Source organism: Pseudomonas sp. PvP027, from assembly GCF_017833005.1.
In the GTDB taxonomy this organism is placed as follows: Bacteria; Pseudomonadota; Gammaproteobacteria; order Pseudomonadales; family Pseudomonadaceae; genus Aquipseudomonas; species Aquipseudomonas congelans.
The window spans coordinates 2009748-2032664 of the sequence record NZ_JAFIBK010000001.1 but is presented as its reverse complement, the minus strand read 5'-3'; the positions used below and the strand labels follow the sequence as shown (position 1 = coordinate 2032664).

General features: G+C 59.2%; 20 protein-coding genes. 3 read left to right on the top strand and 17 right to left on the bottom strand.

Going from position 1 to position 22917, the window contains the following annotated elements; all coding sequences use genetic code 11:
• Window positions 1-256 precede the first annotated feature (256 nt).
• Window positions 257-1219: a DUF6508 domain-containing protein gene (locus JOE33_RS08370; protein WP_054992932.1), complete on the bottom strand. Its 963-nt coding sequence runs from the start codon at window positions 1217-1219 to the stop codon at window positions 257-259.
• Window positions 1220-1350: 131 nt separating this feature from the next.
• On the opposite strand from JOE33_RS08370, the gene JOE33_RS08365 reads away from it, so the two are divergent.
• Window positions 1351-3090 (top strand): dipeptidase, encoded by a 1740-nt coding sequence (locus tag JOE33_RS08365; protein ID WP_054992933.1) that lies wholly within the window; start codon window positions 1351-1353, stop codon window positions 3088-3090.
• Window positions 3091-3193: 103 nt separating this feature from the next.
• Here the strand turns inward: JOE33_RS08365 and JOE33_RS08360 are convergent, their stop codons facing one another.
• From JOE33_RS08360 to JOE33_RS08290, 15 genes are all read right to left on the bottom strand, one after another.
• A complete protein-coding gene (locus JOE33_RS08360; protein WP_010429034.1) occupies window positions 3194-4450 on the bottom strand; it encodes a sensor domain-containing diguanylate cyclase in 1257 nt (418 codons plus the stop codon).
• A 318-nt stretch (window positions 4451-4768) separates the two neighbouring features.
• The gene (locus JOE33_RS08355; protein ID WP_187625129.1) at window positions 4769-7015 is read right to left on the bottom strand and encodes an EAL domain-containing protein; all 2247 of its coding nucleotides are present in this window, start codon (window positions 7013-7015) and stop codon (window positions 4769-4771) included.
• Window positions 7016-7492: 477 nt separating this feature from the next.
• On the bottom strand, window positions 7493-7981 hold the full coding sequence (locus JOE33_RS08350) for an NUDIX domain-containing protein (protein ID WP_187625128.1): 489 nt from the start codon (window positions 7979-7981) through the stop codon (window positions 7493-7495).
• Between the two features lie 6 nt (window positions 7982-7987).
• Window positions 7988-8674: a GntR family transcriptional regulator gene (locus JOE33_RS08345; protein ID WP_187625127.1), complete on the bottom strand. Its 687-nt coding sequence runs from the start codon at window positions 8672-8674 to the stop codon at window positions 7988-7990.
• Window positions 8671-9066 carry an oxalurate catabolism protein HpxZ gene (hpxZ, locus tag JOE33_RS08340; RefSeq protein WP_187625126.1) on the bottom strand — a complete coding sequence of 132 codons (396 nt, stop codon included), beginning with the start codon at window positions 9064-9066 and terminating at the stop codon, window positions 8671-8673. The genes JOE33_RS08345 and hpxZ overlap by 4 nt, the downstream gene beginning before the upstream one ends.
• Window positions 9066-9743 carry an isochorismatase family cysteine hydrolase gene (locus JOE33_RS08335; protein WP_122693579.1) on the bottom strand — a complete coding sequence of 226 codons (678 nt, stop codon included), beginning with the start codon at window positions 9741-9743 and terminating at the stop codon, window positions 9066-9068. Before JOE33_RS08335 ends, hpxZ begins: the two co-directional genes overlap by 1 nt.
• Window positions 9740-11281: an ABC transporter ATP-binding protein gene (locus JOE33_RS08330; RefSeq protein ID WP_163023627.1), complete on the bottom strand. Its 1542-nt coding sequence runs from the start codon at window positions 11279-11281 to the stop codon at window positions 9740-9742. The genes JOE33_RS08335 and JOE33_RS08330 overlap by 4 nt, the downstream gene beginning before the upstream one ends.
• Window positions 11278-11964, bottom strand: a complete 687-nt coding sequence (locus tag JOE33_RS08325; RefSeq protein WP_010429021.1) for an isochorismatase family cysteine hydrolase — start codon at window positions 11962-11964, stop codon at window positions 11278-11280. Before JOE33_RS08325 ends, JOE33_RS08330 begins: the two co-directional genes overlap by 4 nt.
• A gap of 4 nt (window positions 11965-11968) precedes the next feature.
• A complete protein-coding gene (locus JOE33_RS08320) occupies window positions 11969-12985 on the bottom strand; it encodes a formamidase (RefSeq protein ID WP_032615730.1) in 1017 nt (338 codons plus the stop codon).
• Window positions 12986-13010: 25 nt separating this feature from the next.
• Complete coding sequence (locus JOE33_RS08315) at window positions 13011-13931, bottom strand: ABC transporter permease (RefSeq protein ID WP_122579347.1); 921 nt, start codon at window positions 13929-13931, stop codon at window positions 13011-13013.
• On the bottom strand, window positions 13924-15033 hold the full coding sequence (locus JOE33_RS08310; protein ID WP_032615728.1) for an ABC transporter permease: 1110 nt from the start codon (window positions 15031-15033) through the stop codon (window positions 13924-13926). Before JOE33_RS08310 ends, JOE33_RS08315 begins: the two co-directional genes overlap by 8 nt.
• A 9-nt stretch (window positions 15034-15042) precedes the next feature.
• Complete coding sequence (locus JOE33_RS08305) at window positions 15043-16152, bottom strand: BMP family ABC transporter substrate-binding protein (protein WP_004403015.1); 1110 nt, start codon at window positions 16150-16152, stop codon at window positions 15043-15045.
• Window positions 16153-16167: 15 nt separating this feature from the next.
• Entirely contained in the window at window positions 16168-17973 is a 1806-nt protein-coding gene (atzF, locus tag JOE33_RS08300) for an allophanate hydrolase (RefSeq protein WP_187625125.1), read from the bottom strand.
• A gap of 221 nt (window positions 17974-18194) precedes the next feature.
• Window positions 18195-18575, bottom strand: coding sequence for a glyoxalase superfamily protein (locus JOE33_RS08295; protein WP_187625124.1), 381 nt, complete (start codon window positions 18573-18575; stop codon window positions 18195-18197).
• A gap of 94 nt (window positions 18576-18669) precedes the next feature.
• Window positions 18670-19149 (bottom strand): Lrp/AsnC family transcriptional regulator, encoded by a 480-nt coding sequence (locus JOE33_RS08290; protein ID WP_010429001.1) that lies wholly within the window; start codon window positions 19147-19149, stop codon window positions 18670-18672.
• A gap of 170 nt (window positions 19150-19319) precedes the next feature.
• On the opposite strand from JOE33_RS08290, the gene JOE33_RS08285 reads away from it, so the two are divergent.
• Window positions 19320-19940, top strand: a complete 621-nt coding sequence (locus JOE33_RS08285; RefSeq protein WP_122693584.1) for a LysE family translocator — start codon at window positions 19320-19322, stop codon at window positions 19938-19940.
• Window positions 19941-19988: 48 nt separating this feature from the next.
• Here the strand turns inward: JOE33_RS08285 and JOE33_RS08280 are convergent, their stop codons facing one another.
• Window positions 19989-21410 carry a sugar porter family MFS transporter gene (locus tag JOE33_RS08280; protein WP_032615722.1) on the bottom strand — a complete coding sequence of 474 codons (1422 nt, stop codon included), beginning with the start codon at window positions 21408-21410 and terminating at the stop codon, window positions 19989-19991.
• 311 nt (window positions 21411-21721) lie between these two features.
• Here JOE33_RS08280 and hmpA point away from each other — a divergent pair, with 311 nt between their 5' ends.
• Window positions 21722-22909: an NO-inducible flavohemoprotein gene (gene hmpA, locus JOE33_RS08275; RefSeq protein WP_122591026.1), complete on the top strand. Its 1188-nt coding sequence runs from the start codon at window positions 21722-21724 to the stop codon at window positions 22907-22909.
• Window positions 22910-22917 lie beyond the last annotated feature (8 nt).

Sequence of the window (22917 nt, the reverse complement as noted above, 5' to 3'; positions counted from 1 at the left end):
AAGTGGGGGAGCGAATGATCCGGAAAATTCGCTCGGTACTGTTCGGAGTGTTCAGAAAAGGAAGAATTCACTGCGGTTGATTGTGTGGTTGGCCTTTATGTCGCTCGTGTACGCGCAGTCCGTTTGAAGGAAGTGACTACATGAGGAAGTGGCTTACAGACGCACAGATTGCCAATGATCAACCCCGGGTTGTGGTTGACGGCATCTTGCAACACGGCCGCGCATTGTCCGGCACACCGCCTGCTTAACGTGAACTTCAATCCTCGCGCAATACCGCCAGCCTGCGCAGGATCTTCAGCACGTAGCCTTTTTCAATCATCGCGCCATGGTGTCCATCGCAAAAACGCTCGCCTCTGATGCAGTAGGTCAGCAGGGTTTGCATATCAGCGAGGTTTGCCTGGGCGATATAGAGGTCGTCATCGAGCATGTCCGCCGCGCCATGATTAAGGTAATCAATGTCACACCAGCAGTCTTTGGCCACCGCGCGATAAAACGCTTCGACTACCGGAAAGTAGTCTGGCCAATAGGTGTTTTCCCTGACGATATAAGTCTTGATCGCCACGCCGTCTGGGTACAGCAGGGGCAGGTAGGAGAGTAGCTGGTCAATATCGTCGGGCCCCGGCGCGGGTTCATCAGGCAAACGTGTCGCGCTTGAGGGGTGTGGCAGGAATGTCCTGACCTGCCTTGGCGTATGTTCGGCCACATAAATATCAAACGCCCAGACTTGCCCGGCCGTCAGTTGCTGGTCTTTGTAGTGCCGCACATATTCTTGATAGCGTTGAAACGCGTCCGATTGCGCGCCGTCGGCAAACAGTGAAGCGATTGCCGCTGATTGAGTCAGCCAGTAAACATCCGGCGAGTGTTCGGCTTTAGACGTGACGATGTCGATTGCCGCTGACTGCAGCTCTCTGGCCAACTGCCGTCCTGTTTCACGGCATGACTCGTCCTGACTGGCCGGATCAGCCTGTTCCATTTGCGCAACATAGGCGTGATAGCGAGCTCGCAGCGGTTCGTCCTGTTGCCCCAAGGGCGGGCAGGCTGGTGGCCGGAGACGCAGTGGCTCCGGCTCTCTATAGACTGGCAGCCACGCCAGATTTTCCTGTACGCGTGATAGGGGAGCTTGCTGATCGGCAGGCTGCGCTGGCGGCAACCGGACAGGTTGTTGCGTCTTGGGCTTTCGGTCGAAGCGCGCTTTCAGGCGCATCAGCAGCTTGATCATATGAGCACTCCAGTGCATCGCTTCGATTTAAAAGGGGATTCTCGCATCATTGCTCTTGGTGTAAGTTGAAAAGCTTCCTGATCAAACGATCAGAAAATTCGTGCTTTGCCTGCCAAGGAATGCCTTCAATAATGAACTTGTCACTCAAAAAACTGGCCGTCTCCACCCTGATACTGGCCAGTCTCTCGTCGTTCACCAGTCTGGCCAATGCCAACGTCACTGCACAACAGAGCGCCATTATTCTCAAGACGTTCAGTGAGACATCGGTAAAGGACTTCAGGCAGTTTCTGAACAGTCTTGCCAACGCTGATGTGGTTAAAACTGCTGATTTTGGCCCGGCCATCAGTGCCTTTCTCGACAACAAACAACTTTCCGAAGCGCAACAAAACGATATTCATCGCCTGCTCGGTCTTTATACCCGCATGAAGTACGGCAGCGCGGCCACTGAAACCCTGCGTGAGCTGGTGGCCATTCCCACGGTTCGTGTCGACGGCGTTGCCCAGCACGAAAACCCGGCGTTCATAAAGATCGCCGACACGATCAAGCGCCTTGCCGAAGGCTTCGATCTGAAGTTCCGCAACGTCGATAATCGTGTGTATGAAGTCTCGCTCGACGGGGTCGGTGATGAAGTGGTGGGCATTCATGTGCATGCCGATGTTGTACCGGTCACGCCGGACAACTGGGTCTTGCCTGACGGCACTCGTCTGGACCCGTTCAAGGTGACGCTGATCGGTGATCGCATGTATGGACGCGGCACCGAGGACGATAAGAACGGTATTGTGGTTGCGCTCTATGCCATGAAAGTCATCAAGGAAGAAAAACTGCCGCTGGCCAGAAACTTCAAGTTGCTGATCGATACCACGGAAGAAACGGCCGGTGACGCCATCCCTTACTATTTCGAGCGTAACCCGACGCCTGCCTACAACCTGGCGCTGGATGGCGGTTACCCGGTCGTGATTGCCGAAAAAGGTTACGGCACGGTCATGGCGAGCTTTGCCCGACGCAAGGCTGAAGGCGAGGGGGCCGAGATCGTTTCAATGACCGGGGGCATGGCTACCAATCAGATTCCATCGAAGTCGGTCGCCACGCTGCTGACCGACAAGCCTGCCGAGCTTGCTGCCAGCCTGCAACAGGCCGGTGCCGAGTACGTGAAAAGCAATGGCGGTGACTTCGAGGTCGATGCCAAGGTCGACGGCAAGGACGTCAAACTGACCGTGACCGGTGTTTCCGCGCACTCATCGGCACCCCAGTCCGGCGTCAACCCGGTCGCGAGGATGCTGGACTTCATCAACAGTCTGCAGGGCAAGGTTGCGCTCAAACACAACCAGATCACTGACGCTGCTCGCTATGCCGCCGACAACTGGGGGCTAGATTACCTGGGCAGCAAGTTGGGCGTCGGGTTCTCCGACGACTTCATGGGGCCTCTGACGGCATCCCTGACGTACGTCGCAATGGATGAAAAGGCATTCAAACTTGCGGTCAATCTGCGTGTGCCAAAGGGCAAGTCCCCGCAGGAGCTCAAATCCGAAATCGCCGAAAAGCTCGCGGCCTGGAGTACGAAAACCGCTATCAAGCCAGCGTTCGACTATTCCATTGCCGAGCCGATGTACCGCAACCCCGAGGGTGAGTGGGTCAAGGCGCTGCTCGCTGTCGCCAGTGAAAATCTCGGTATGGAGCACACCTTTGGCACCTCGGCTGGCGCGACGTCGGTCCATTCATTGCCCAATGGGGTGCAGTTCGGCCTGGCAAGACCCGAAGTCAAATACACCGGTCATACGGATAACGAGTTCAAGACCACCGGGCAGTTCTTGCTGGATCTGCAGATCGTCACTGAGATGATGGGGCGTATCGGACAGCTGCCGAAGCTCTGACACGACGTCCGGGCCTGTTGCAATGACAGGCCCGGTTTCGATGAGGGTTTTTATTTCGAAGCGCAGGCACACGACGCGGGGAGCGAGTAATACCGGATCTTTACTAAGCGCACTCAACTCGGTTGCGGCCCAGACGCTTGGCCTGATAAAGCGCCTTGTCTGCGCGCTGAATGAGGCTGGCAGCCGTTTCCCCGGCGCTGAGTTCTGCAACGCCAAGGGAAATGGTCACCGACCCTGTTTCCGGGATCACCAGGTTTTCAACGCTGTTGCGAATGCGCTCCGCGAGTTCGGCAGCCTGTCTCAACGAGCTGTCGGGCACCAGAATCAGAAACTCTTCTCCTCCCCATCGAGCGGCGATGTCCATCAGGCGGATCCGCTGTTTGAGAATGGCCGCAACACTGGTGATTACGCTGTCGCCGGCAGGATGGCCGTATCGGTCATTGACCGCCTTGAAATGATCGATATCGCAGATGATCAGGCTGAACGGCTTGCCCGACATGCTCACCGCAGGTATCTGTCTCTCAAGCATATGCTCGGCGGAGCGGCGGTTATCCAGCCCGGTCAGCGGATCGCTGTGAGCAATCTCCAGCAACTTTTGTTCCCGGCCCAGGCGTGTTGTCACATCCTGGCTGATGCTGACGTAGTGGGTGATTGCGCCCTCCAGGTTACACAGCGGAGAAATGCTGTGTTCCGCATAGAACAACGAGCCATCCTTGCGCTTGTTGATGAAGGTCGTGCGCAGCGGGGCGCCACTCTTCAGCGCTTCCCTGAATTGCGCATAGAACGCCTCATCGTGTTTTCCGGAGCGCAGCATCCGCGGGTTTTCGCCGATAATTTCGCTGCTGCTGTAGCCCGTGATCTGCTGAAAGGCTTCATTGGCAAACACGATGGTGGAATTGCAGTCGGTGATGATAATCGGATCAAGCGCAGCGTTCAGTGCCTGCGCCAGCAGGTGTTGCTCACGTTCGGCGCGGATGCGCGGGCTGATGTTTTGCTGCACGGAGACAAAGTTGCACACCGTGCCTGCATCGTCGCGCACCGGAGAAATCTTCCATTCGACGATATAAGGACTTCCGTCCGCGCGGTAATTGACCGTCGACCCTTCGAAAAAAAGACTCTCGCTCAGGCATTCGCGCATCCGCTCGATCACTTGAGGATCGGTGTCCGGGCCTTGCAGGATTCGCGGCGAAGCACCGATCAATGCCTCGGCCGTGTAGCCGGTCATGGAGCAGAATGCCGGATTGACGTACACAATGAAGGGGCCGCCATTGGCCAGATTGGCGTCGGTGATCAATACGGCATTGAATGACTGTTCGACAACTGCTTCAAGCAAGGCAAGACGCTGGCTGGATGAGGTCATCTGATTTCCTGTCGAGTGATCCGTTAATTGATCGCGGCTCTGATCAGATAATGTGTGACGCAATGCCGGTTGGACAATGGATGCAGTGAGTTGGACCGCAGGCACTGAGCACTGGTTGCACAGGCACTATACCTCCATGAATAAACGGGTGCATGATGCCCATCACGACAGTATTCAGTACGCTGCGCAGAGCTTCCTGGATCAGTTACCAGATCACTGGCAAGATTTTACAGGTAGAGACACATTACAAGACAGCATGCTCACGCTCAGGCTGCGGTATGGCCGGGAGTCATTCCGGCCCATCAACGTCGGCGTAAATCAGGCAGTGCATTCGGCTGCGGACTTGATGATATGCAACAGCGCCTCTGAGCGCATCGGTCTGTTCAACAGGTAGCCCTGAAAGTAAGGGCAGCCCATCTTGCGCAGCAGGTTGTATTGTTCTGCGGTCTCGACACCTTCCGCCGTGATATCCAGATTCAGCGCTCGGCCCAGCGACAGGATGCTGCTGACAATGGCTTTGCTGCGTTCGTACGTCATCATTCGGGACACGAAGGAGCGATCGATCTTCACCGCATCGATCGGGTAACGGTCAATGTAGCCGAGCGAGCTGTAACCCGTACCGAAATCATCCAGCGCCACCCTCACGCCAAGCTGCCTGATCTGCCGGAGAACCTCGGCGATCGCGTCAGGCTGATAGAGAAACACCGATTCGGTGACCTCGATCTGAAGCTGGCCCGCAGGCAGGCCGGTGGCGGCGATGATCCGTGTCACCTGATCGACGAACCCGGGATGGCTCAACTCTTTTCCGGACACGTTGACGTTGAGCCTCAGGTCCAGGTGAGAGAATTCCTTGCGCCAGGCCTGCACTTCGCTACAGGCCTGATGCATCACCCAGGCCCCCAATTCATGAATGATCCCGAGGTCTTCGGCAATCGGAATAAACGCATCGGGGGAGATGATGCCCATGGTCGCATGGTTCCACCTGACCAGCGCCTCGACCCCGACCAGATGTTCACAGTTGCCGCTGTAGATCGGCTGATAAAAGACCAGGAAATCCTTGTCTTCCAGTGCCTGGCGCAGCGCGTTTTGAATCACAAGCGTGTCGATCGCCGCCTCGCGCATCGAGGAGTTGAAGATGCTCCAGCGCCCTCTGCCCTGTTTTTTCGCGGAATACATGGCCACATCGGCGTCACGCAGCAATTCTTCGGGCTTGGTATGGCTTTCACCTGCGGTGACAATGCCGATGCTGCACGAGATGAAAATGTCCTGGCCTTCGATCTGTATTGCCGTGTGCAATTGACTGACGATACGTTCAGCCATTTTTACCGCAGTCTCCGGCTGATCCTTGCCCATCAGCAGGATCGCAAATTCGTCGCCGCCGATTCGCGCTAAAACGTCATTAGAGCGAACGCAGGTCTGCAATCGATTCGCCACTGCCTTGAGCAACTTGTCACCGGCCAGGTGCCCCATGCTGTCGTTGACCACCTTGAAGCCGTCCAGGTCCAGAAAGAGTACCGTTGCCCGTTCGTATCGGGGGTCGCGGATTTCAAAGGCCGTGGTCAACTCGTTCATCAGGTAAGCGCGGTTGAACAGTGAGGTCAGCTCATCGTGAAAAGCGATATAGGTCAGCTCTTCGGAAATGCGTTCGCGCTCCTCCAGCCGGCTCTGTAGCGCAAGCTTTTCTTCCCACTCCAGACGGGCTCGCTGAGCCAGTTGCTGAGACTCCTTGCGCTCGGTGATGTCGCGCTGCACGGACACCCAGTGGGTGAACCAGCCTTTTTCATTGGCCACCGGCACAATGCTCAGCTCGACCCAGAACTTGCTGCCATCCTTGCGGGTGTTGAGCAGTTCGACCTCAACCGCCCGCCATTGACTGAGTGCCTCACGAATGACGTCCAGCGTTGCCCGGCTGGTGTCCTCACACTGCAGGATGCGGGGCGTGCGACCTATGACTTCCTCTTCAGTGAAGCCGGTGATCGCCAGAAACGCAGGGTTGCAATAGACGATACGCGGGCCCGGCAGATCGATGGGTTCCGCTTCGGTGATAAGAATCGCGTCATTGGCGTTGATGACCACCGACTCAAGCAAGCGCAGGCGTTCGAACGAGGTGACCAGCGGGTTATTGGCCTCGGGATCACGGCCCGGTTGCAGGTAAGTACGAATATGAGCCGCCTGGGCCTGCAGCGCATAGCGTTGCGCAGCGCTCAGCACCATTGCGTCATCGCTGTTGCTCAACAGCATTGCGCCGAGCAACTCATGCCTGAAACCACGGATAGCAACGTAGATCAGCGTAGACCCCGACCTGTTGGTTTCCATCGTATCCGCCGGGCTGTCCTTACCGACCAGCACCACGTCGCCATAAGACGAGATCATCCTCAACCATGCCTCATCCGCTTTGGGCAGGCTTTGACCGGAGCTGACCAACTGCTCCCAGCCTGTAGCGCTGGATACCATCAGCAAACCGGCGGTGCACAAGGCGGAGTGAGCAGCGGCCTGCAATACCTTGGCAACATCTTCAATATTCGTCGGTATGACGTGGTCGTGCTCATAGCCCTGTGGGTTCATCGATCACTATTCCTGAGTGGCGCGCATGTGTGGCCCGGATCATGTTTGGCGGCGCATAAGCGGCGGATCCGTCCTGTGGACCTCTTCCAGCTGCGCGCAGACATGGCCTGGTTGACTTAGCAGTTTTCAGCTGCGACTACGTACAGACTTGAAGTTGCTCACGATGTTTGGTCGAGGCGACGACTGACCCATTGCATAACGAGCCAGACGGTCATTCACCGGCTAATCTGCAGTAGGGAGTCATGTGTCAATACATCGAATAAGAGATGATGGTTAAGTGCCATTACGTACTAATGGCTAGGACAGGGCTGGTTTGAAAAGGTTGCATGGGATCATATCTATCCGCATGGAGTGCTAGCGCTATTGTGGAGTGATAGCGTCAGACGGAGAGTCGAAGTTGGCCTGCTCATATGAATGAGCCAGTAAGGGGAAGTTGGAGTCGTTCGCAGCCATGCTATTTGTAGCGTTACGGTGCTCCTAACGCTCAGCTTTAAAGACACCCGCTTTCTCAAGCGTTCTCACTAGATCATCCGGTTTGATGATTTCCGTCGTCGAGTTCAGTTCATGGGCGGACCACCACCGATGCTCCGTCATCACCTGGGTTTCCTGCAGCGTCCATTCTGATCGAGAGATTACCTGGCTCTCTGCATATACAACGTAATAGCGTTCAACAGCGAGTACGCTCTCACCACTAGGGAGCAGCATTGGAAAACGTCTGTTGGCAATATGCTCAGCGACCGAGTTGACCCTAATACCGGTTTCTTCGCGCAATTCACGTATGGCGGCGGCCTCATAAGTTTCGCCGTCTTCGACGCCTCCACCAGGCGTTGCCCAATAATTGCTGCCGGCCAACGCCCCTTTTGTGTGCTGAAATCTGAAAAGCAGTATTCTCATCGACGGGCTGACGATTAACAGCCTCGATGATTTGCGCTCACGCAATGGTTTGTCTACCTGGAAATTTGACATGAAACCTCACGCCTCATACCGCCGCCGCGCATCACTGAGCATGGAAATCGTCAGTTTGCGTACTTCCAGTTTGCTGATCTCTACATGGGAGCGCAGCAGCAATAACGCTTCGTCACGTTTGCGCGCCTGAAGTGCATTGAGGATCGCGGCGTGTTCGAGGTAGGTGTGTTCGATACGGGCGCTTTTGAAGAAGTCCAGGCGGCGCACAATACGGATGCGCTCGGTCACTTCCTGATGAATACGGGCCATTTCCAGATTGCCCGAAGCGGCCACCAGTTGAGTGTGAAACTGTTCATCAAGGTCGGCGACCACTTGCATGTCTATCTGCCAGCGATCGCGATCGATCAACCAGTGCTGGCGCAGAATATTGAGTTCCGGATGCACATCGGCGGATGCACAGATGCGCTCGACCGCCGCGCACTCCAGCACGATGCGCAGGTCGTAGAGCTGATCGATCTGGTTGAAATCCAGAGGCTTGACCGACCAGCCGCGCCGGAACTCGACATCCAGGTAGCCTTCGCGTTGCAAGCGATAGAGCGCATCACGCACCGGTGTTCGCGAGACCTGATAACGGTCGGCCAGTTGGGTTTCGGTAAACCGGTCGTAGGGCAGCAGGTAGAAGTCGAAAATCTCCTGCTTGAGCCGCCGATAGACGTCTTCGGCCAGCGCGTTGGTGGTGTTCGGGGAATTCAAGGGCGTGGCTCCAGGCTGCTCAGGTCAATGCTGACATGTGCGGCAACGACTTTCCAGCCGCCCTCCAGTCGCGCCCAGGTCTGCATCTGCCGACCAAGGCGCTGGGTGACGCCATCATGAAACTCGGTACTGACCGTGGCGAAGTCTTCACCGAAGGTGCTCACCACGGTATGCAGCAGTGTGCGTCCCGGTCCGACCGGCTGACACTGGCGTCGATAGCGCGCGATCGTGTCCGCGCCCTGCAGGTTCTCGGCAACGCCATAGCGGACGGTGTGTTCTGAATCCCAGAAATACGCATCCAGCGTGGTCAGTTCATTGGCCAGCAGGGCGCGTTCGTAGTCGTGAAAAGCGTGGGTCACTTCGGCGACCACGTGGGGGAGGTTGATGTCCATCAGTGTGTGCTCCTTGTCTGCAGCGCCTGCTCCAGGTCCATCAGTGAGGCAACCCGGCCGACAATCCCGCCTTGTGCGGTGATCATCTCCAGCGTGGCCCGCTTGAACGCGGGGAAATAGCTTTCGGTCGCGTCCTCGATCAGCAGGCAGCGATAACCCCGGTCATTGGCTTCGCGCATGCTGGTCTGCACGCAGACTTCGGTGGTGACGCCGGCAAAGATCAAATGGGTGACCCCGGCTTCGCTCAGCCGCTGCTGCAGTTCGGTGGCGAAGAACATGCCTTTGCCGGGTTTGTCGATGACCCACTCGCCAGCGAGCGGCGCAAGGGCGTCGATAATCTGATTGCCGGGTTCGCCGCGAATCAGGATGCGTCCCATCGGACCGGGATCGCCGATGCGCAGGCCCGGCGAGCCATGGTCACGTTTGGCTTGCGGGCAATCGGCAAGGTCGGCACGGTGCGATTCACGGGTATGGATCACCGCAATGCCCTCATCGCGGGCCAGCGCCAGCAGGCGTTGCACGGACGGAACGATGGCCTGCAACGGTGCGACATCGTTGCCCAGCGCGGCACCAAAGCCACCGGGTTCGAGAAAATCGCGCTGCATGTCGATGATCACCACAGCGGTACGGGACGTGTCGAAGGCGAAGCTGTCAGGGCGTGCATTGACCTTGTTCATGCCGGTTCCCCCGTGAGGTGTTCGGCACCGGCCATGTGTCGACCCAGTTCGGTACGGTCGGCGTCCGCTGCGCTGGTTTCAAACACCAGCTCGCCATCGTGGATGACCACGATTCGGTCTGCCAGGCTCAGCAGTTCGTCGAGGTCTTCACTGAGCAGCAGGACCGCTGTGCCGCTGTTGCGAGCATCAATGAGGCGCTGGTGAATGAGCGCGACACTGGCGAAGTCCAGGCCGAATACCGGGTTGGCGACGATCAGCACCGCGACATCATGGGTCAGTTCACGGGCCAGTACAGCGCGCTGCACGTTGCCCCCGGACAAGGTGCCGATCGGCCGGTTCGGATCGTTGGGCGATACCTGGAACTGTTCAATCAGGCTGCGTGCCTGGACACCTGCCGCGCGACGATCCAGGCGCCAGCCCTGCCGGCACAGGGGCGGCTGGTCGAAATTACGCAGGGCCAGGTTGTCAGCCACGCTGAACGTGCCGATGCAGGCGTTGCGCAAGGGTTCCTCAGGCAGGCTGAACACGCGCAGGCGCTGCATCTGGTTGCGCCGCGCGTGGTAAGGCTGACCGTCGACCGATATCTGCCCGGCGCTTAAGGCTCGCTGGCCGAGCAGCGCTTCGGTGAGTTCGCGCTGACCGTTGCCGGAGATACCTGCAACCCCGACGATCTCTCCCGGGTGAACGGCCAGAGACAGGTTCTTCACCGCCAGCGTGCCTTTGTCGCCAGGGACATCCAGACCTGCCACCTGCAACTGGGGCGGGCGGGCCGCCATCACTGGGCGCTCGGTGCTCACCCCGCGTACCTGCGCTTCGCCCATCATCCATGCCGCCATCTGTTGCGTGCTGGTATCAGCCACTGCCGCGCTGCCCACCCAGCGACCCTTGCGCAACACCGTGACGTCATCGGCGTAGGTGCTGACTTCGCGAAACTTGTGGGTGATCATCAAGACGGTCAGTTCGCCACGATGCGCCATCGCCTGCATCAGCCCCAGCACTTCGTCGGCTTCCTGCGGCGTGAGCACCGAAGTGGGTTCGTCGAGAATGACCAGTCGACGCTCCAGGTACAGCTGTTTGAGGATTTCCAGTTTCTGCTTTTCGCCGGCCGCCAGGCTGCTGACCGGGCGATGGATGTCCAGACGAAAAGGCATCTTTGCCATGAACGCTTCCAGACGCTGGTGCTCGTTGGCCCAGTCGATACGCCAGGGCAGATCGCCGCGCGCCAGCACCAGGTTTTCCGCAACGCTCAGGCCCGGTGCGACAGTGAAGTGCTGATACACCATGCCGATCTGCAATTGATGAGAGTCGCGCGGGGTACGAATCTCGTGTTCGCGGTTGTTGATCAGAATGCTGCCCGACTGCAGCGGGCTGTAGCCGATGATGCCCTTGACCAGCGTACTCTTGCCGGCGCCGTTCTCGCCGAGCAGGGCGTGGACGGTGCCGGCGCGGACCTTGAAGGACACCTCGTCGAGTGCGCGAAATGCACCGAAATGCTTGCTGGCACCAATCGTCTCAAGGCTCGGGGCGCGCATGTTCATGCTCCCAACAAGTCGCGAAGCATCGAGGAATGGCCGACTGCGCCGAACACGCCCCCCTGCATTTTGACCATGCTCAGGGCCGCTGCATGGTTGCCAGCGTCGGTCGCCCCGCAGCAGTCTTCCAGCAGCAGGCACTCGAAGCCACGGTCATTGGCTTCGCGCATGGTGGTGTGCACGCAGACGTCGGTGGTGATACCGGTCAGGATCAGGTTGTCGATGCCGCGAGTGCGCAGAATCAGTTCCAGATCGGTGGCGCAGAACGAGCCTTTGCCGGGTTTATCGATAACGATTTCGCCGGGCAGCGGTGCCAGATCGTCGATGATTTCCCAGCCCGGCTCGCCACGTACCAGAATCTTGCCGCACGGACCGGGGTCGCCGATCCCCGCGCCGATACGCTGCGAGCGCCAGCGCTTGTTGGCGGGCAAGTCACTGAGGTCCGGGCGATGGCCTTCGCGGGTGTGGATGATGGTGAAGCCCAGCGGGCGCATCGCGGCGAGCAGCGCCTTGATCGGCTCGATGGGCGCACGGGTCAGGGCCAGGTCGTAACCCATGCTGTCCACGTAGCCGCCGACGCCGCAGAAGTCGGTCTGCATGTCGATCACGATCAAGGCCGTATTGTGCGCATGCAATTGCCCATTCCAGGGCCAGGGGTAGGGCGCCGATGCAATATGACGTTCGCTCATGGCGTTACTCCTTCCAGCTGCTGGGGGTAGGTTTGAAGTCGCGCTCGGGGGCTGCAAAACCGCACGAGCTGCCATCGGTATGCACGACGTCGTCTTCCCACGGCAGACGATACCGGCCTGCGCTCAGATCGTGCATGTAGGTGTAAGGACAGTCGCGTGCGCCACCTTTGACCGCCACATAGCCGCGATGCCCGAATTGATAGATGTTGTTCTCCACGCCCCAGTGCACACGGGCTTCGCGGACCAGGTCGGGGCGCAGTTCGCAGCAGACGATTTCGTCGGCCCGGCCACCCCCTTCAGCCATGATCGTACCGTCGAAGTCGACAAACATCGCTTCGCCCATGGAGTCGAACGTGCCGTCGGAGCCGCACATGCAGACGCTTGCGGTCTGCATCAGGTTGGTGAAGGCGTTGCTCTGATTGGTGATCTTCCACGAGTGGCGGATTGGTGCGGTGTAGCCCGCAGTGCGCAGCATGATGTCGGCGCCCTTGTAGGCACACTCGCGGGCCATTTCCGGGAACATGCCGTCGTGGCAGATGATCAGCGCCAGCTTGCTGCCGCGCGGTCCGTCGCAGACCGGAATGCCCAGATCGCCAGGCTCCCAGGGTTCGACCGGCACCCACGGGTGCAGCTTGCGGTAGTACAAGCGGATCTCCCCGAGGTCATCGACGATCAGGCCACTGTTGAACGGGTTGCCGTGCGGGTTGGCTTCCATGATCGAGAAGCAGCCCCATATCCGGTGCGCCTTGCACGCCTCGCGCAGCGCGATCACTTCCGGGCCGTCGAGGCTGCACATGATCTCCGGTGCGGTGCTCATCGAAAGGCCGTGCAACGAGTATTCGGGAAATACGATCAGGTCCATGCCCGGGTTGCTGCGTCGCGCCTTGGCGACCATGCCGACCACTTTCTGTGTCTGCGCCCACAACGCCTCGCGCGTATGCGGATCGGGCAACGCCAGCTGCGCCAGGCCGATCACCACGCCATTGGGCGACTTGTTCAAACCACCAAGACCACTGGCCATGCAATGTCTCCTCGAAAAGATCAGTTCATCGCGTCAGGCTGAGTTCGCCAGGCGCGCCGTTCAGAGTGCGACCACGGCGGCAGGTGGCGTACATCACCACCAGCGTCAGCGCATAAGGTGCAGCGGCAAACAGGTAATAGCCGCTGCTGATACCGACCGCTTGCAGGGCAGGACCGATGGCACCGGCAGCGCCGAACAGCAACGACGCCCACAGACATGCCAGCGGACGCCAGCGGGCAAAGATCACCAGCGCCACGGCCATCAGCCCCTGACCGCTGGACAGCCCTTCGTTCCAGCTGCCGGGGTAATAGAGCGACAGATAGGCGCCGCCGATACCGGCCAGCCCGCCGCCGACCGCAGTGGCCACAATGCGTACTTTGAGCGGTCGATAGCCCAGCGCCTGAGCGGTTTCGGCATGGTCGCCGACCAGACGCAGCATCAGCCCCCAGCGCGTGGTGCTTAGCCCCCAATGCAGAACGAACGCCAGCGCGGCACCGACGAAGAACAGCACATTGATGTTCAGCGCCGAGCGCACACGTTCTTCGCTGCTCCAGGCGCCCAGCGCCAGTGAAGGCAGCATGGGCGCCTGTGGCTGGATAAAGGCCTTGCCGAGAAAGAACGCCAGGCCGGTGCCGAGCAGGATCAGCGCGATGCCGAAAGCGATGTCATTGACCCGTGGCAACGAGCACGCCAGCCCATGCAGCAGGCCCAGTAGAATGCCGACCCCGGCAGCCGCGCCGACGCCCAGCCACGCCGAGCCGCTCAGGCACGCGACGGCGTATCCGGACATGGCACCCGCTACCAGAATGCCCTCGAGCCCCAGGTTGATCCGGCCGCTTTTTTCAGTCAGGCATTCGCCCAGGCTGACGAACAGAAAGGGTGTGCCGACGCGGATAGCGCCGGCCAGCAGGGCAAGGAGAAATGTAGTCAGGTCGATATCAGCCATGTTGCAGTGCTCCCTTGTCGAGCGGCGCAGGCGACGCCGTCAGCCGGATCTTCCAGGCCGCGATACGCCCGCCCAGGGCTTCCCAGAGCAGCAGATTGGTGAACAGCAGACCTTCAAGAATCAGCGTGGTGGCGTCCGGCAGACCGAGCCGTCGTTGCAGCAGTCCGCCACTGGCTTCCAGTCCGCCAAGCAGGATGGCGCAGACGATAATTGCCAGCGGATGATGGCGAGCGGCGAAGGCCACGAGGATGCCGCTGGTGCCATAGCCTGCGATCAAGGCAGCGTTGGCGCTGCCTTGTACTGCGGTGACCTCGAACATGCCGGCCAGGCCAGCCGCCGCACCGCCCAGCAGGCAACTGAGCATGATCAGCCGGTCCACCGGCAAGCCGATCATCAGCGCGGTCCGCACGTTGCCGCCGACCACGGCGAGGGCAAAACCCTTGACGCTGTGGCGCACCAGCACATATGCCAGCACACAGGCAGCGACGCCCGCCACCAGGCCCCAGTGCACCTCGAAACTGTCGCTGATCGTGCCGATCATATAGGCATCGTCCAGCGGCGGAGTCGATGGCTTGTTCAGGCTGGCCGGGTCGCGCAGCGGCCCTTCCACCAACTGCCTGAACAGCGCCAGGGCGATGTACGAAAGCAGCAGGCTGCTGATCGTTTCATTGACCCCGCGCCGCTGGCGCATCCAGCCACTCAGGCCGATCCACAGTGCGCCCACGGTCATTGCGGCGACCGCCATGCAGGCGAGCATCAAACCGGCTGGCAGATGGCTGAGCCACAAGGGGGTCACTGCGGCAGCCAGGCCGCCCAGTACCAGCGCACCTTCGCCGCCGATGATGATCAGCCCGGCCCGCGCGGGCAGGGCAACGCACAGTGCGGTCAGCATCAGCGGCGCGGCGCGTTGCAAGGTGTTTTCCAGGGCGAACCACGAGCCGAACGCACCTTCGCCGACCAGGTGCAGCGCCTGCCAGGCAGGCTTGCCCTGAACCGCCAGAAACAGCCCGAACAGCACGCACGAGGAAAACACCGCGAGCACCGTAGGCAGCCCCGGCAACAACGCGCTGGCCAGGCGGCGCAGACTTATCGATGAACTCATGAACGTTCCTCAGAGCTGGCCAAGCACACCTTCGACCAGATAATTCATGCTCTCCAGAGCAATGTCGGTCTGGCCTTGGGCAACGCCATCGGCAATCACCACGTTGCCCTTGTTGTCCTTGAGCGGGCCTTTGAAAATCACGAACTGACCGGCCATCATCTGCGCCTTGATGGCATCTGCTTTCTGCCTGGCGTCGGCGGTTACCGCAGGCCCGTAGGCGGACGTTTTGACGAAGCCTTCCTTCAGCCCGCCGCGCAGGAAGTTGATCATCGGCGCGCCACTCTGGGCTGCCGCGACGTGAGCACGATAAGGTGTTTCCCAATTCCATTCGGCACCGGTCAGGTAGCCTTTGGGGGCCAGCGCAGCCTGGCTGGCGTGGTAGCCACAGGTCATGACGCCGCGTTTTTCAGCGGTCTCGACAATCACCTTGGGCCCGTCGACATGGCAGGTCAGCACGTCACAACCCTGGTCGATCAGGCCGTTGGCAGCTTCTGCTTCCTTGACCGGCAGCGACCAGTCACCGGTGAAGATCACCGTGGTGACGATGCTCGGGTCCACCGAGCGGGCACCCATGGCGAACGCGTTCAGGTTGCGCAGCACTTGAGGCACAGGTTTGGCGGCGACGAACCCGAGCTTTTTGCTCTTGCTCATGTGCCCGGCAATCACGCCGTTGAGGTATTGCGCTTCATCGATGTAACCGAAAAAGCTCCCCGCGTTCATCGGGTCGCGACCTTTCTGCCACAGACCACCGCAGTGCGCGAAACGTACATCCGGGTACTTTTTGGCGACCTTGACCACGTGCGGTTCGAAGTAGCCGAACGAGGTCGGGAAAATCAACGTTGCGCCGTCCTGACGGATCATGGCTTCCATGGTCTTCTGTACGGCCACGGTTTCCGGAACGTTTTCTTCCTCGATCACTTTGACGTTGGGCAGCGTCTTGATGATGGCCGCTGCCTGGGCGTGGGCCTGGTTGTAACCAAAGTCGTCGCGAGCGCCGACGTAAATAAAACCCACTACCAGCGGTGCATCGGCTGAATAGGCGCGACCGAAAGGCAGCGCTGCGCTCAGGCCGATAATGCCCGCCAACTTGATGAAACTGCGACGATCAACATTCGACATGTGTGCTACCTCTGGTCATTGAACGATGGAAGATGTGTGCGCAGCGCGGTAGGCGCGCCAGCCTTTGTAGTCGGTGATGTCCAACGCGCCTTCAAGGCCGCCAGGCTCACAGATGAAACCCTTGACCCACTGGCCGTCAGCCAATTGCAGGGAGCCGATGCCCAGTGGCGCGGGAATGGCCGCGACGAAAGCGCCGAACTGGCTAAGCGGCATTTCCCAGACTTCTATTTCGATGCTTGCGCCTTGTTCAGCCACGCGCACCAGTCCAGGTTTCGGCGGCGACGTTTCTGCCAGCGCATACAGGCGGTAATCCGCGCTGGTGGTTGTGGTGCGCAGCAGACGTGCGCCGCCTTCGAGCAACTGCCAGTTGAGTGGCTGGCCGACCAGGTGTGCACCGACAACCGCCACCTGCACGGTCGGGCTGTTATAGGGCAGGGGAGCCATCGCCACGACGTCACGCTGGTCAGCCTGGCCGAACAGCGGCTGCCAGGCTGCGGCGATCTCTGCCAGGCGCTGATCGGCACCGGCCGGGCCGATCAGTGTGATGCCCGCAGGCAGTCCGTCCGCGCGACGATCTGTCGGGATGGCGATGGCGCACATGTTCATCAGGTTGACGAAGTTGGTGTAATAGCCGAGCTGTGAGTTGAGCGCGACCGGGTTGCCGAGCACCGCTTCGATGGTCGGCATGCACGGCGCGGTCGGCACCACCAGCACATCGATGTCGGTCAGCAACTGCTGCGCAGCGCGAGTCAGTTCTGCCAGGCGATAGCGGGCCTTGAACGTATCCACGGCGTCGAATGAATCCGCGCTCTGCACAATGTCGCGCACCACAGGATGAATATCGGCAGCGTTGCTGGCGAAGAATTCGCCGATGGCAGCGCGGCGTTCTGCCACCCACGGGCCTTGATACAGCAGGGCAGCTGCTTCGGCGAAGACGTCAAACTCGATAGCGCTGACAGTCACCAGCGGGTCGTTCTGCAGGGCTTCCAGGGTTTTGAGGTAAGCCGCCTTTGCCTGCTCGTCACCGAAGAACTCGCAGTGCCGTGCGACGGCGACACGCCGAACCCTGCGCTGCACCGGCAATGTCTGCACAGCCACACTGGACGCATCCAGTGGGTCGTAAGCTGCAATGACCTGCGCCACCTGCCAGGCTTGCATGACATCCCTGGCAAATATGGAGGGGCAGTCCAGCGTGCGGCAGGCAGGCACGATCCCTCGACTGCTGAACAGGCCAAGGCTGGGCTTGAGCCCGACGATGCCGTTGAAACCGGCCGGCACGCGGCCTGAACCAGCGGTGTCTGTGCCCAGTGCAAAACTGACGTAGCCACGCGCTACCGCCACTGCCGAGCCGGAACTCGAACCGCCGCTGACGTAGGCCGGATCATGCGCATTGCGTACCGCGCCGTAGGGCGAACGAACGCCCACCAGGCCAGTGGCGAATTGATCGAGATTGGTCTTGCCCATCAGGATTGCGCCGCTGTCGAGCAGCAGCTGCACAACGTGCGCATTGTCCTCGGCCACGTAGGCGAACGTCGGGCATGCAGCCGTGGTCGGCATGTGCGCCACGTCGAAATTGTCCTTGACCGCAAAGGGCACGCCGAACAGCGGCAGCCGCTCATAAACCGCATCGCCCAGTTGTACGGCAATGCTCTCCAGCGCCTTTGCCCGCTCGACCAGCTGTGCCAGAGGAACGCGATGAATCCAGACCTCTGCCCGGTCATCCGTATCAATCTGTGCGGTCAGGGTGTGCACCAGTGTCGTCAGCGTGGTTTCGCCCGAGCGGAGCGCCGACTGAAGTTCAGGGATATCGAGTGCGGTCATGGTGGTGTTCATTCATGTATACAAGATGAACTGACGCGTTTGCACGTTACGGGCCAAACTCGGCCGGAGGATGATTTACGGAGAGATTACTGAGAATTGACGGGGTGTTTCGCTGCAGGCATGCGTCATGTTTGCGCTTGAATATGTTTGCGTGCACAAAGATGGGTCGTGCCAGCCTGGGGCAAATGTATCGCCCTGCGGCTGACATTAATGCGGGGTTCTCAACTCTCGCAGAACCTCAGACGGTTACCGAACGGGTCGCAGACTTCCAGGGTTTTTCCCCAGCCTTGCTGAACGATGTCCGGGCGGGCATAGCCATACTGCTTGTCGATCAGCTCGTCGCGAAATTGCTCGATGTTTTGCGTGGGGATGAACACCGCCGCACCTGGACAGGCATCACCGTGATGCTCGGAGAGGTGCAGGTTCAGCCCGTTACGGCTGATGCCCAGATATAACGGCAGGTCCGCTTCGAAGCGGTGCTCGAATTCGATGCTGAAACCGAGAAAGTCGATGTAAAACTCACGCGCTTTGCGTTCATCGAATATCCGCAGAATCGGGATGGCACTGGTGAAGGTCACGGTCGCTGGCTCCTTCGCAGACATTGCTATTCCTTTATTTGAAATGATGGGCGTGCAGTCATTAATGCCGATGCACGCATTGATACCTGACGGTATCTGCGGCGACAGCCAGGCATCGCTATGCGGGCTGCTTTACCGGGAACGAGACGAACGGTTTTATTTCCTTGAGCACGAACATGCTCTGCATTTCCTTGATGCCGGGTAATCGTCTGACCACGGTCATGGCGAAGTCAGCAAAGGAATCCAGATCGGGCGCTACGACCTGAAGCAGAAAGTCCGCATCGCCGCCGATGCTGTAGCACGCCACGACATCTTCCAGTTGCATGACTTCCTTCTCGAATTTTCTGGCCTCGGCCTCACTATGACTGTCGATGCTGATACGAATGAACACCATCACGCCAAGCCCGATCTTGCGACGGTCCAGTACGGCTCTGTAACCCTGGATATAGCGATGTTCTTCAAGCTGCCTGACCCGTCGCCAGCAGGGCGAGGCAGACATGCCGATCTGGTCGGCCAGGGTCTGATTGGTGATACGGCCATCCTGCTGCAGCGCCGTGAGTATCCTGACATCAATCGGGCCTAACGTCGGTTTGGTCATAAATACCGTTACTCCGTATAGAGCGGGAAATTTATACCGATTTTAGCCATTCAGCCAGTAAGAACAGACGATTTTTACCGCATTGAAACGCGTAGTATTTTTCGGCACAGGGGCTCGTCTGATGGAGCTCAGGAACTCTGCAATCAGCGCCATGACTCAAGGAGTGCGACATGCTTGATCTGACTCAGGTTCTTACCTATGCGGCAGCGTTGGGTATTGCCGCCGCCATTCCTGGCCCCGGTATGGCCGCGCTGGTCGCACGCAGTGTCAGCGGCGGGGCTGTGTCAGGCTTTTGCCTGCTGTCCGGGCTGATCCTCGGTGACTTGACCTATCTTTCATTTGCAGTATTTGGCCTTGCCATGATTGCCGAACACTTCAATGCGTTGTTTCAGGTAGTGCGCTGGGGGGCGGCGATTTATCTGTGCTATCTGGCCTGGCAGTTCTGGTTCGCAGATCATCAAGCCATAGACATCGGAAAATCAGCGAAGAAAAAAGAGTTGCTGTCCGCGGCCGCGTCCGGACTGACCATCACCTTGGGCAACCCCAAGACCATTGCCTTTTATCTGGCGCTTTTGCCGTTGGTCATCAATCTTGAAACGGTCTCTGTGCAGACGTGGGGGCTGGTTCTGGTGCCGCTGACGATGCTGGTACTGCTGGCGGTCGGGGCCGTGTTCATATTTGCCGCCTTGCGCATTCGACATTTGCTGTCGAGTGAGAGCGCGCAAAGAAAACTGTTTCGCGGTGCGGCGGCAATCATGGTAGCGGCGGCAGCTTCGATGCTGGTGCGCTGATCTGCCTGGAGGGTGGATGAGGCCGTTGACGACCTCATCCGGTCGCCGTTACAGCTCTTTCTTCAAATGCTTTTCGATCTGCTCCAGCGACTTGCCTTTGGTTTCCGGCAGGCACAGGAACACGAAAATCAACGAGCCAATGTTGATGGCGGCGAAGATGAAAAACGTCGGGTTGCCGATGGTATCGACTGCAATCGGGAACGTGAACGCTACCGATGCGTTGAACAACCATTGCATCGATACCGCTGTGCCGGTCAGCAGGCCGCGCACCTGCATGGGAAACAGTTCTGACATCAGCAACCAGTAGACCGGCGAGATGCACATTTGCATGAACAGCAGAAACACCAGAATGCAGGCGAGGGCGGTATAGCTCTGGGTCATGTTCTGCGGCATGAACTGCAATACGCAACCGAGCGCTGCCTGCATCAGAATGACGATGACCAGACCGGTCATCAGCAAATGCCGACGCCCGTAGCGGCCGATGGCCCAGATCCCCAACAGGGTCGCGATGACTGACACCACGCCGTTGCCGATCGTCGCGGTCAACGCAGCGTTGGTGCCCATTCCGGTGTTCTTGAGAATGATCGGCGTGTAGTACATGAACGCGTTCACCCCCGTGAACTGCGCGGTAAAGCCCAGACCTATACCGATCAGCAACAGCTTGATGACCCAGCGCTGACGCAGCAATTCTCTTGCTTTCGGACGATGGCGAGCTTCTTCGTCCTGTGCTTTCATCTCGTCGACTTCGCGCTGCGCGTCCTGTGTGCTGGGGCGCAGTTGCTCCAGCACATCCTGCGCTTCGTCGAAACGGCCTTTGGAGGCCAGCCAGCGTGGCGACGCTGGTACGAAGAACGTACCGACCAGCAGCAACACCCCTGGCACCATGGCGATGGCCAGCATGTAACGCCAGATCCCCGGCGTATGCAGCAAGGCCGCCATCACCGCACTCAGCACATAGGCGAGCAACTGGCCGCTGACGATCATCAGTTCGTTACGGCTTACCAACCGCGCACGCCGTGACGGGCCTGCGATCTCGGCGATGAACACCGGCACTGTTGCAGAACCGCCACCCACTGCGATACCCAGCAGGAAGCGCGCTGCGATCATGACCGGAATCGACGGCGCAATGGCGGTGCCGAGTGCGCCGGCGATAAACAGCACTGACAGCAGTCGCAATGTAAGGCGGCGTCCGAAACGGTCGGAGATATAGCCACTGGCAAGCGAGCCGAATGCGGCGCCGACAATCAGGGAAGCGGTGACCATTCCTTCGCTGTAGGCATCCAGACCCAGTCCGCCCTGATCGGCGGGCAGGGTCATGAACGGCAGGGCGCCGGCGATGATGCCAGTGTCATACCCGAACGCCAGCGCGCCCATGGTCGCCACAAGCACGGAGATAAAGATGAGTCGATTCGATGAGGCGCGTTGCCGGCTTTGCTGACCCGCCGCTGCTGAGGTGCTACTAGAAGACATGAATCTGAAGTCCTTGGCTTGAAACCAGCGTTGCGCCAGTACATGGATGTCACGCTTAGGGCGACGTCGGTCGCGCTAGTTCCCTACAAACCCGCTCGGGATTGTTTTCTTGGCAAAAGCCTTGCGTGCGAGGCTGCTGAAACGATTAACTTTCTCTGGTCATAATGACAAGAAATTTCGCAATTGTTGTCAATAAGACTAGGTCTTTTTGACTATAGAAAAATGCTTTTCATTGATTTTCAAGTAGTTTTTATCTGGCATGCGCGTTGCTATCACTACAGGAACCTGCCTGAGTATTTCTGGAGTCGATCATGCTCACCACCACCCAGCGCGACATCATCAAAGCCACCGTACCGATCCTTGAGACGGGTGGCGAAGCGCTGACCACGCATTTCTATCGAATCATGCTCGACGGCTATCCCGAGGTTCGCCCCCTGTTCAATCAGGCCAACCAGGCCAATGGCGCACAGCCGCGAGCGCTGGCCAATGCAGTGTTGATGTACGCGTGCAACATCGATCACCTGGAAAACCTAGGGCCGCTGGCGTCGCAGATCGTCAACAAGCATGTCGCGCTACAGATACTGCCGGAGCACTATCCGATTGTCGGTGCCTGTCTGTTACGGGCCATTCGCGAGGTATTGGGCGCAGAGACCGCCACGGATCATGTGATTGATGCCTGGGCTGCGGCGTATCAGCAACTGGCTGACCTGCTGGTCAATGCCGAGCACGACGTTTACCAGAGCATCGCCGCTGCGCCAGGTGGGTGGCGGGGCGCACGGCAATTCAAGGTCACCCGCAAGGTCGCGGAAAGCAGCGAAATTACCTCGTTCTATCTGCAGCCTGTGGATGGTAAACCGGTGATCGCGCACAAGGCCGGTCAGTACATCGGTATTCGTCTGAACCCGGAAAGTGGCGAGGTTCGTCGAAATTACTCGCTCTCTGCGCCGGCCAATGGCCTCGGCTATCGCATCAGCGTCAAGCGCCAGCAAGGCGGGGTTGCCTCCGGCTATCTGCACGACCGGATCATGGTGGATGACACCGTCGAACTGTTCCCGCCCTCGGGCGAGTTTGTCCTCATCGACAGTGCCAGGCCGTTGGTGCTGATCAGCGGCGGCGTTGGCATCACCCCGACGCTGGCCATGGCTGAAACAGCGTTGCAGGCAGGCAATCGAGACGTCGTGTTTATCCACTACGCGCGTAACGCCAGCGTACAGGGATTCCAGACTGTCATTGATGAATGGCGCGAGCGCTATCCGCAGTTCGCTGCACACGTTGTGCATAGCGACTTGATGCCCGGCGATGTGTCTGCGGGGCGGCTGACAGGGCTTCCTTCGCTGGCACATCTGAGGCAGTGGTTACCTGCCAGTCGGGATATCGAGGTCTACTTTCTCGGCCCGCAGCCGTTCATGGCCTTCATGAAACGTGCGCTGCACGAGTTGGGCGTACCGGATCGGCAAAGCCATTACGAGTTTTTTGGTCCGGCGCAGGCGTTGGCATAAGCGCTACA

Excerpts from the sequence above, each read along its gene's own strand:
- JOE33_RS08370 (WP_054992932.1), bottom strand. The coding sequence starts at position 1,219 with ATGATCAAGCTGCTGATGCGCCTGAAAGCGCGCTTCGACCGAAAGCCC.
- JOE33_RS08365 (WP_054992933.1), top strand. The coding sequence starts at position 1,351 with ATGAACTTGTCACTCAAAAAACTGGCCGTCTCCACCCTGATACTGGCC.
- JOE33_RS08360 (WP_010429034.1), bottom strand. The coding sequence starts at position 4,450 with ATGACCTCATCCAGCCAGCGTCTTGCCTTGCTTGAAGCAGTTGTCGAA.
- JOE33_RS08355 (WP_187625129.1), bottom strand. The coding sequence starts at position 7,015 with ATGAACCCACAGGGCTATGAGCACGACCACGTCATACCGACGAATATT.
- JOE33_RS08350 (WP_187625128.1), bottom strand. The coding sequence starts at position 7,981 with ATGTCAAATTTCCAGGTAGACAAACCATTGCGTGAGCGCAAATCATCG.
- hpxZ (WP_187625126.1), bottom strand. The coding sequence starts at position 9,066 with ATGGACATCAACCTCCCCCACGTGGTCGCCGAAGTGACCCACGCTTTT.
- JOE33_RS08335 (WP_122693579.1), bottom strand. The coding sequence starts at position 9,743 with ATGAACAAGGTCAATGCACGCCCTGACAGCTTCGCCTTCGACACGTCC.
- JOE33_RS08330 (WP_163023627.1), bottom strand. The coding sequence starts at position 11,281 with ATGAACATGCGCGCCCCGAGCCTTGAGACGATTGGTGCCAGCAAGCAT.
- JOE33_RS08325 (WP_010429021.1), bottom strand. The coding sequence starts at position 11,964 with ATGAGCGAACGTCATATTGCATCGGCGCCCTACCCCTGGCCCTGGAAT.
- JOE33_RS08320 (WP_032615730.1), bottom strand. The coding sequence starts at position 12,985 with ATGGCCAGTGGTCTTGGTGGTTTGAACAAGTCGCCCAATGGCGTGGTG.
- JOE33_RS08315 (WP_122579347.1), bottom strand. The coding sequence starts at position 13,931 with ATGGCTGATATCGACCTGACTACATTTCTCCTTGCCCTGCTGGCCGGC.
- JOE33_RS08310 (WP_032615728.1), bottom strand. The coding sequence starts at position 15,033 with ATGAGTTCATCGATAAGTCTGCGCCGCCTGGCCAGCGCGTTGTTGCCG.
- JOE33_RS08305 (WP_004403015.1), bottom strand. The coding sequence starts at position 16,152 with ATGTCGAATGTTGATCGTCGCAGTTTCATCAAGTTGGCGGGCATTATC.
- atzF (WP_187625125.1), bottom strand. The coding sequence starts at position 17,973 with ATGACCGCACTCGATATCCCTGAACTTCAGTCGGCGCTCCGCTCGGGC.
- JOE33_RS08295 (WP_187625124.1), bottom strand. The coding sequence starts at position 18,575 with ATGTCTGCGAAGGAGCCAGCGACCGTGACCTTCACCAGTGCCATCCCG.
- JOE33_RS08290 (WP_010429001.1), bottom strand. The coding sequence starts at position 19,149 with ATGACCAAACCGACGTTAGGCCCGATTGATGTCAGGATACTCACGGCG.
- JOE33_RS08285 (WP_122693584.1), top strand. The coding sequence starts at position 19,320 with ATGCTTGATCTGACTCAGGTTCTTACCTATGCGGCAGCGTTGGGTATT.
- JOE33_RS08280 (WP_032615722.1), bottom strand. The coding sequence starts at position 21,410 with ATGTCTTCTAGTAGCACCTCAGCAGCGGCGGGTCAGCAAAGCCGGCAA.
- hmpA (WP_122591026.1), top strand. The coding sequence starts at position 21,722 with ATGCTCACCACCACCCAGCGCGACATCATCAAAGCCACCGTACCGATC.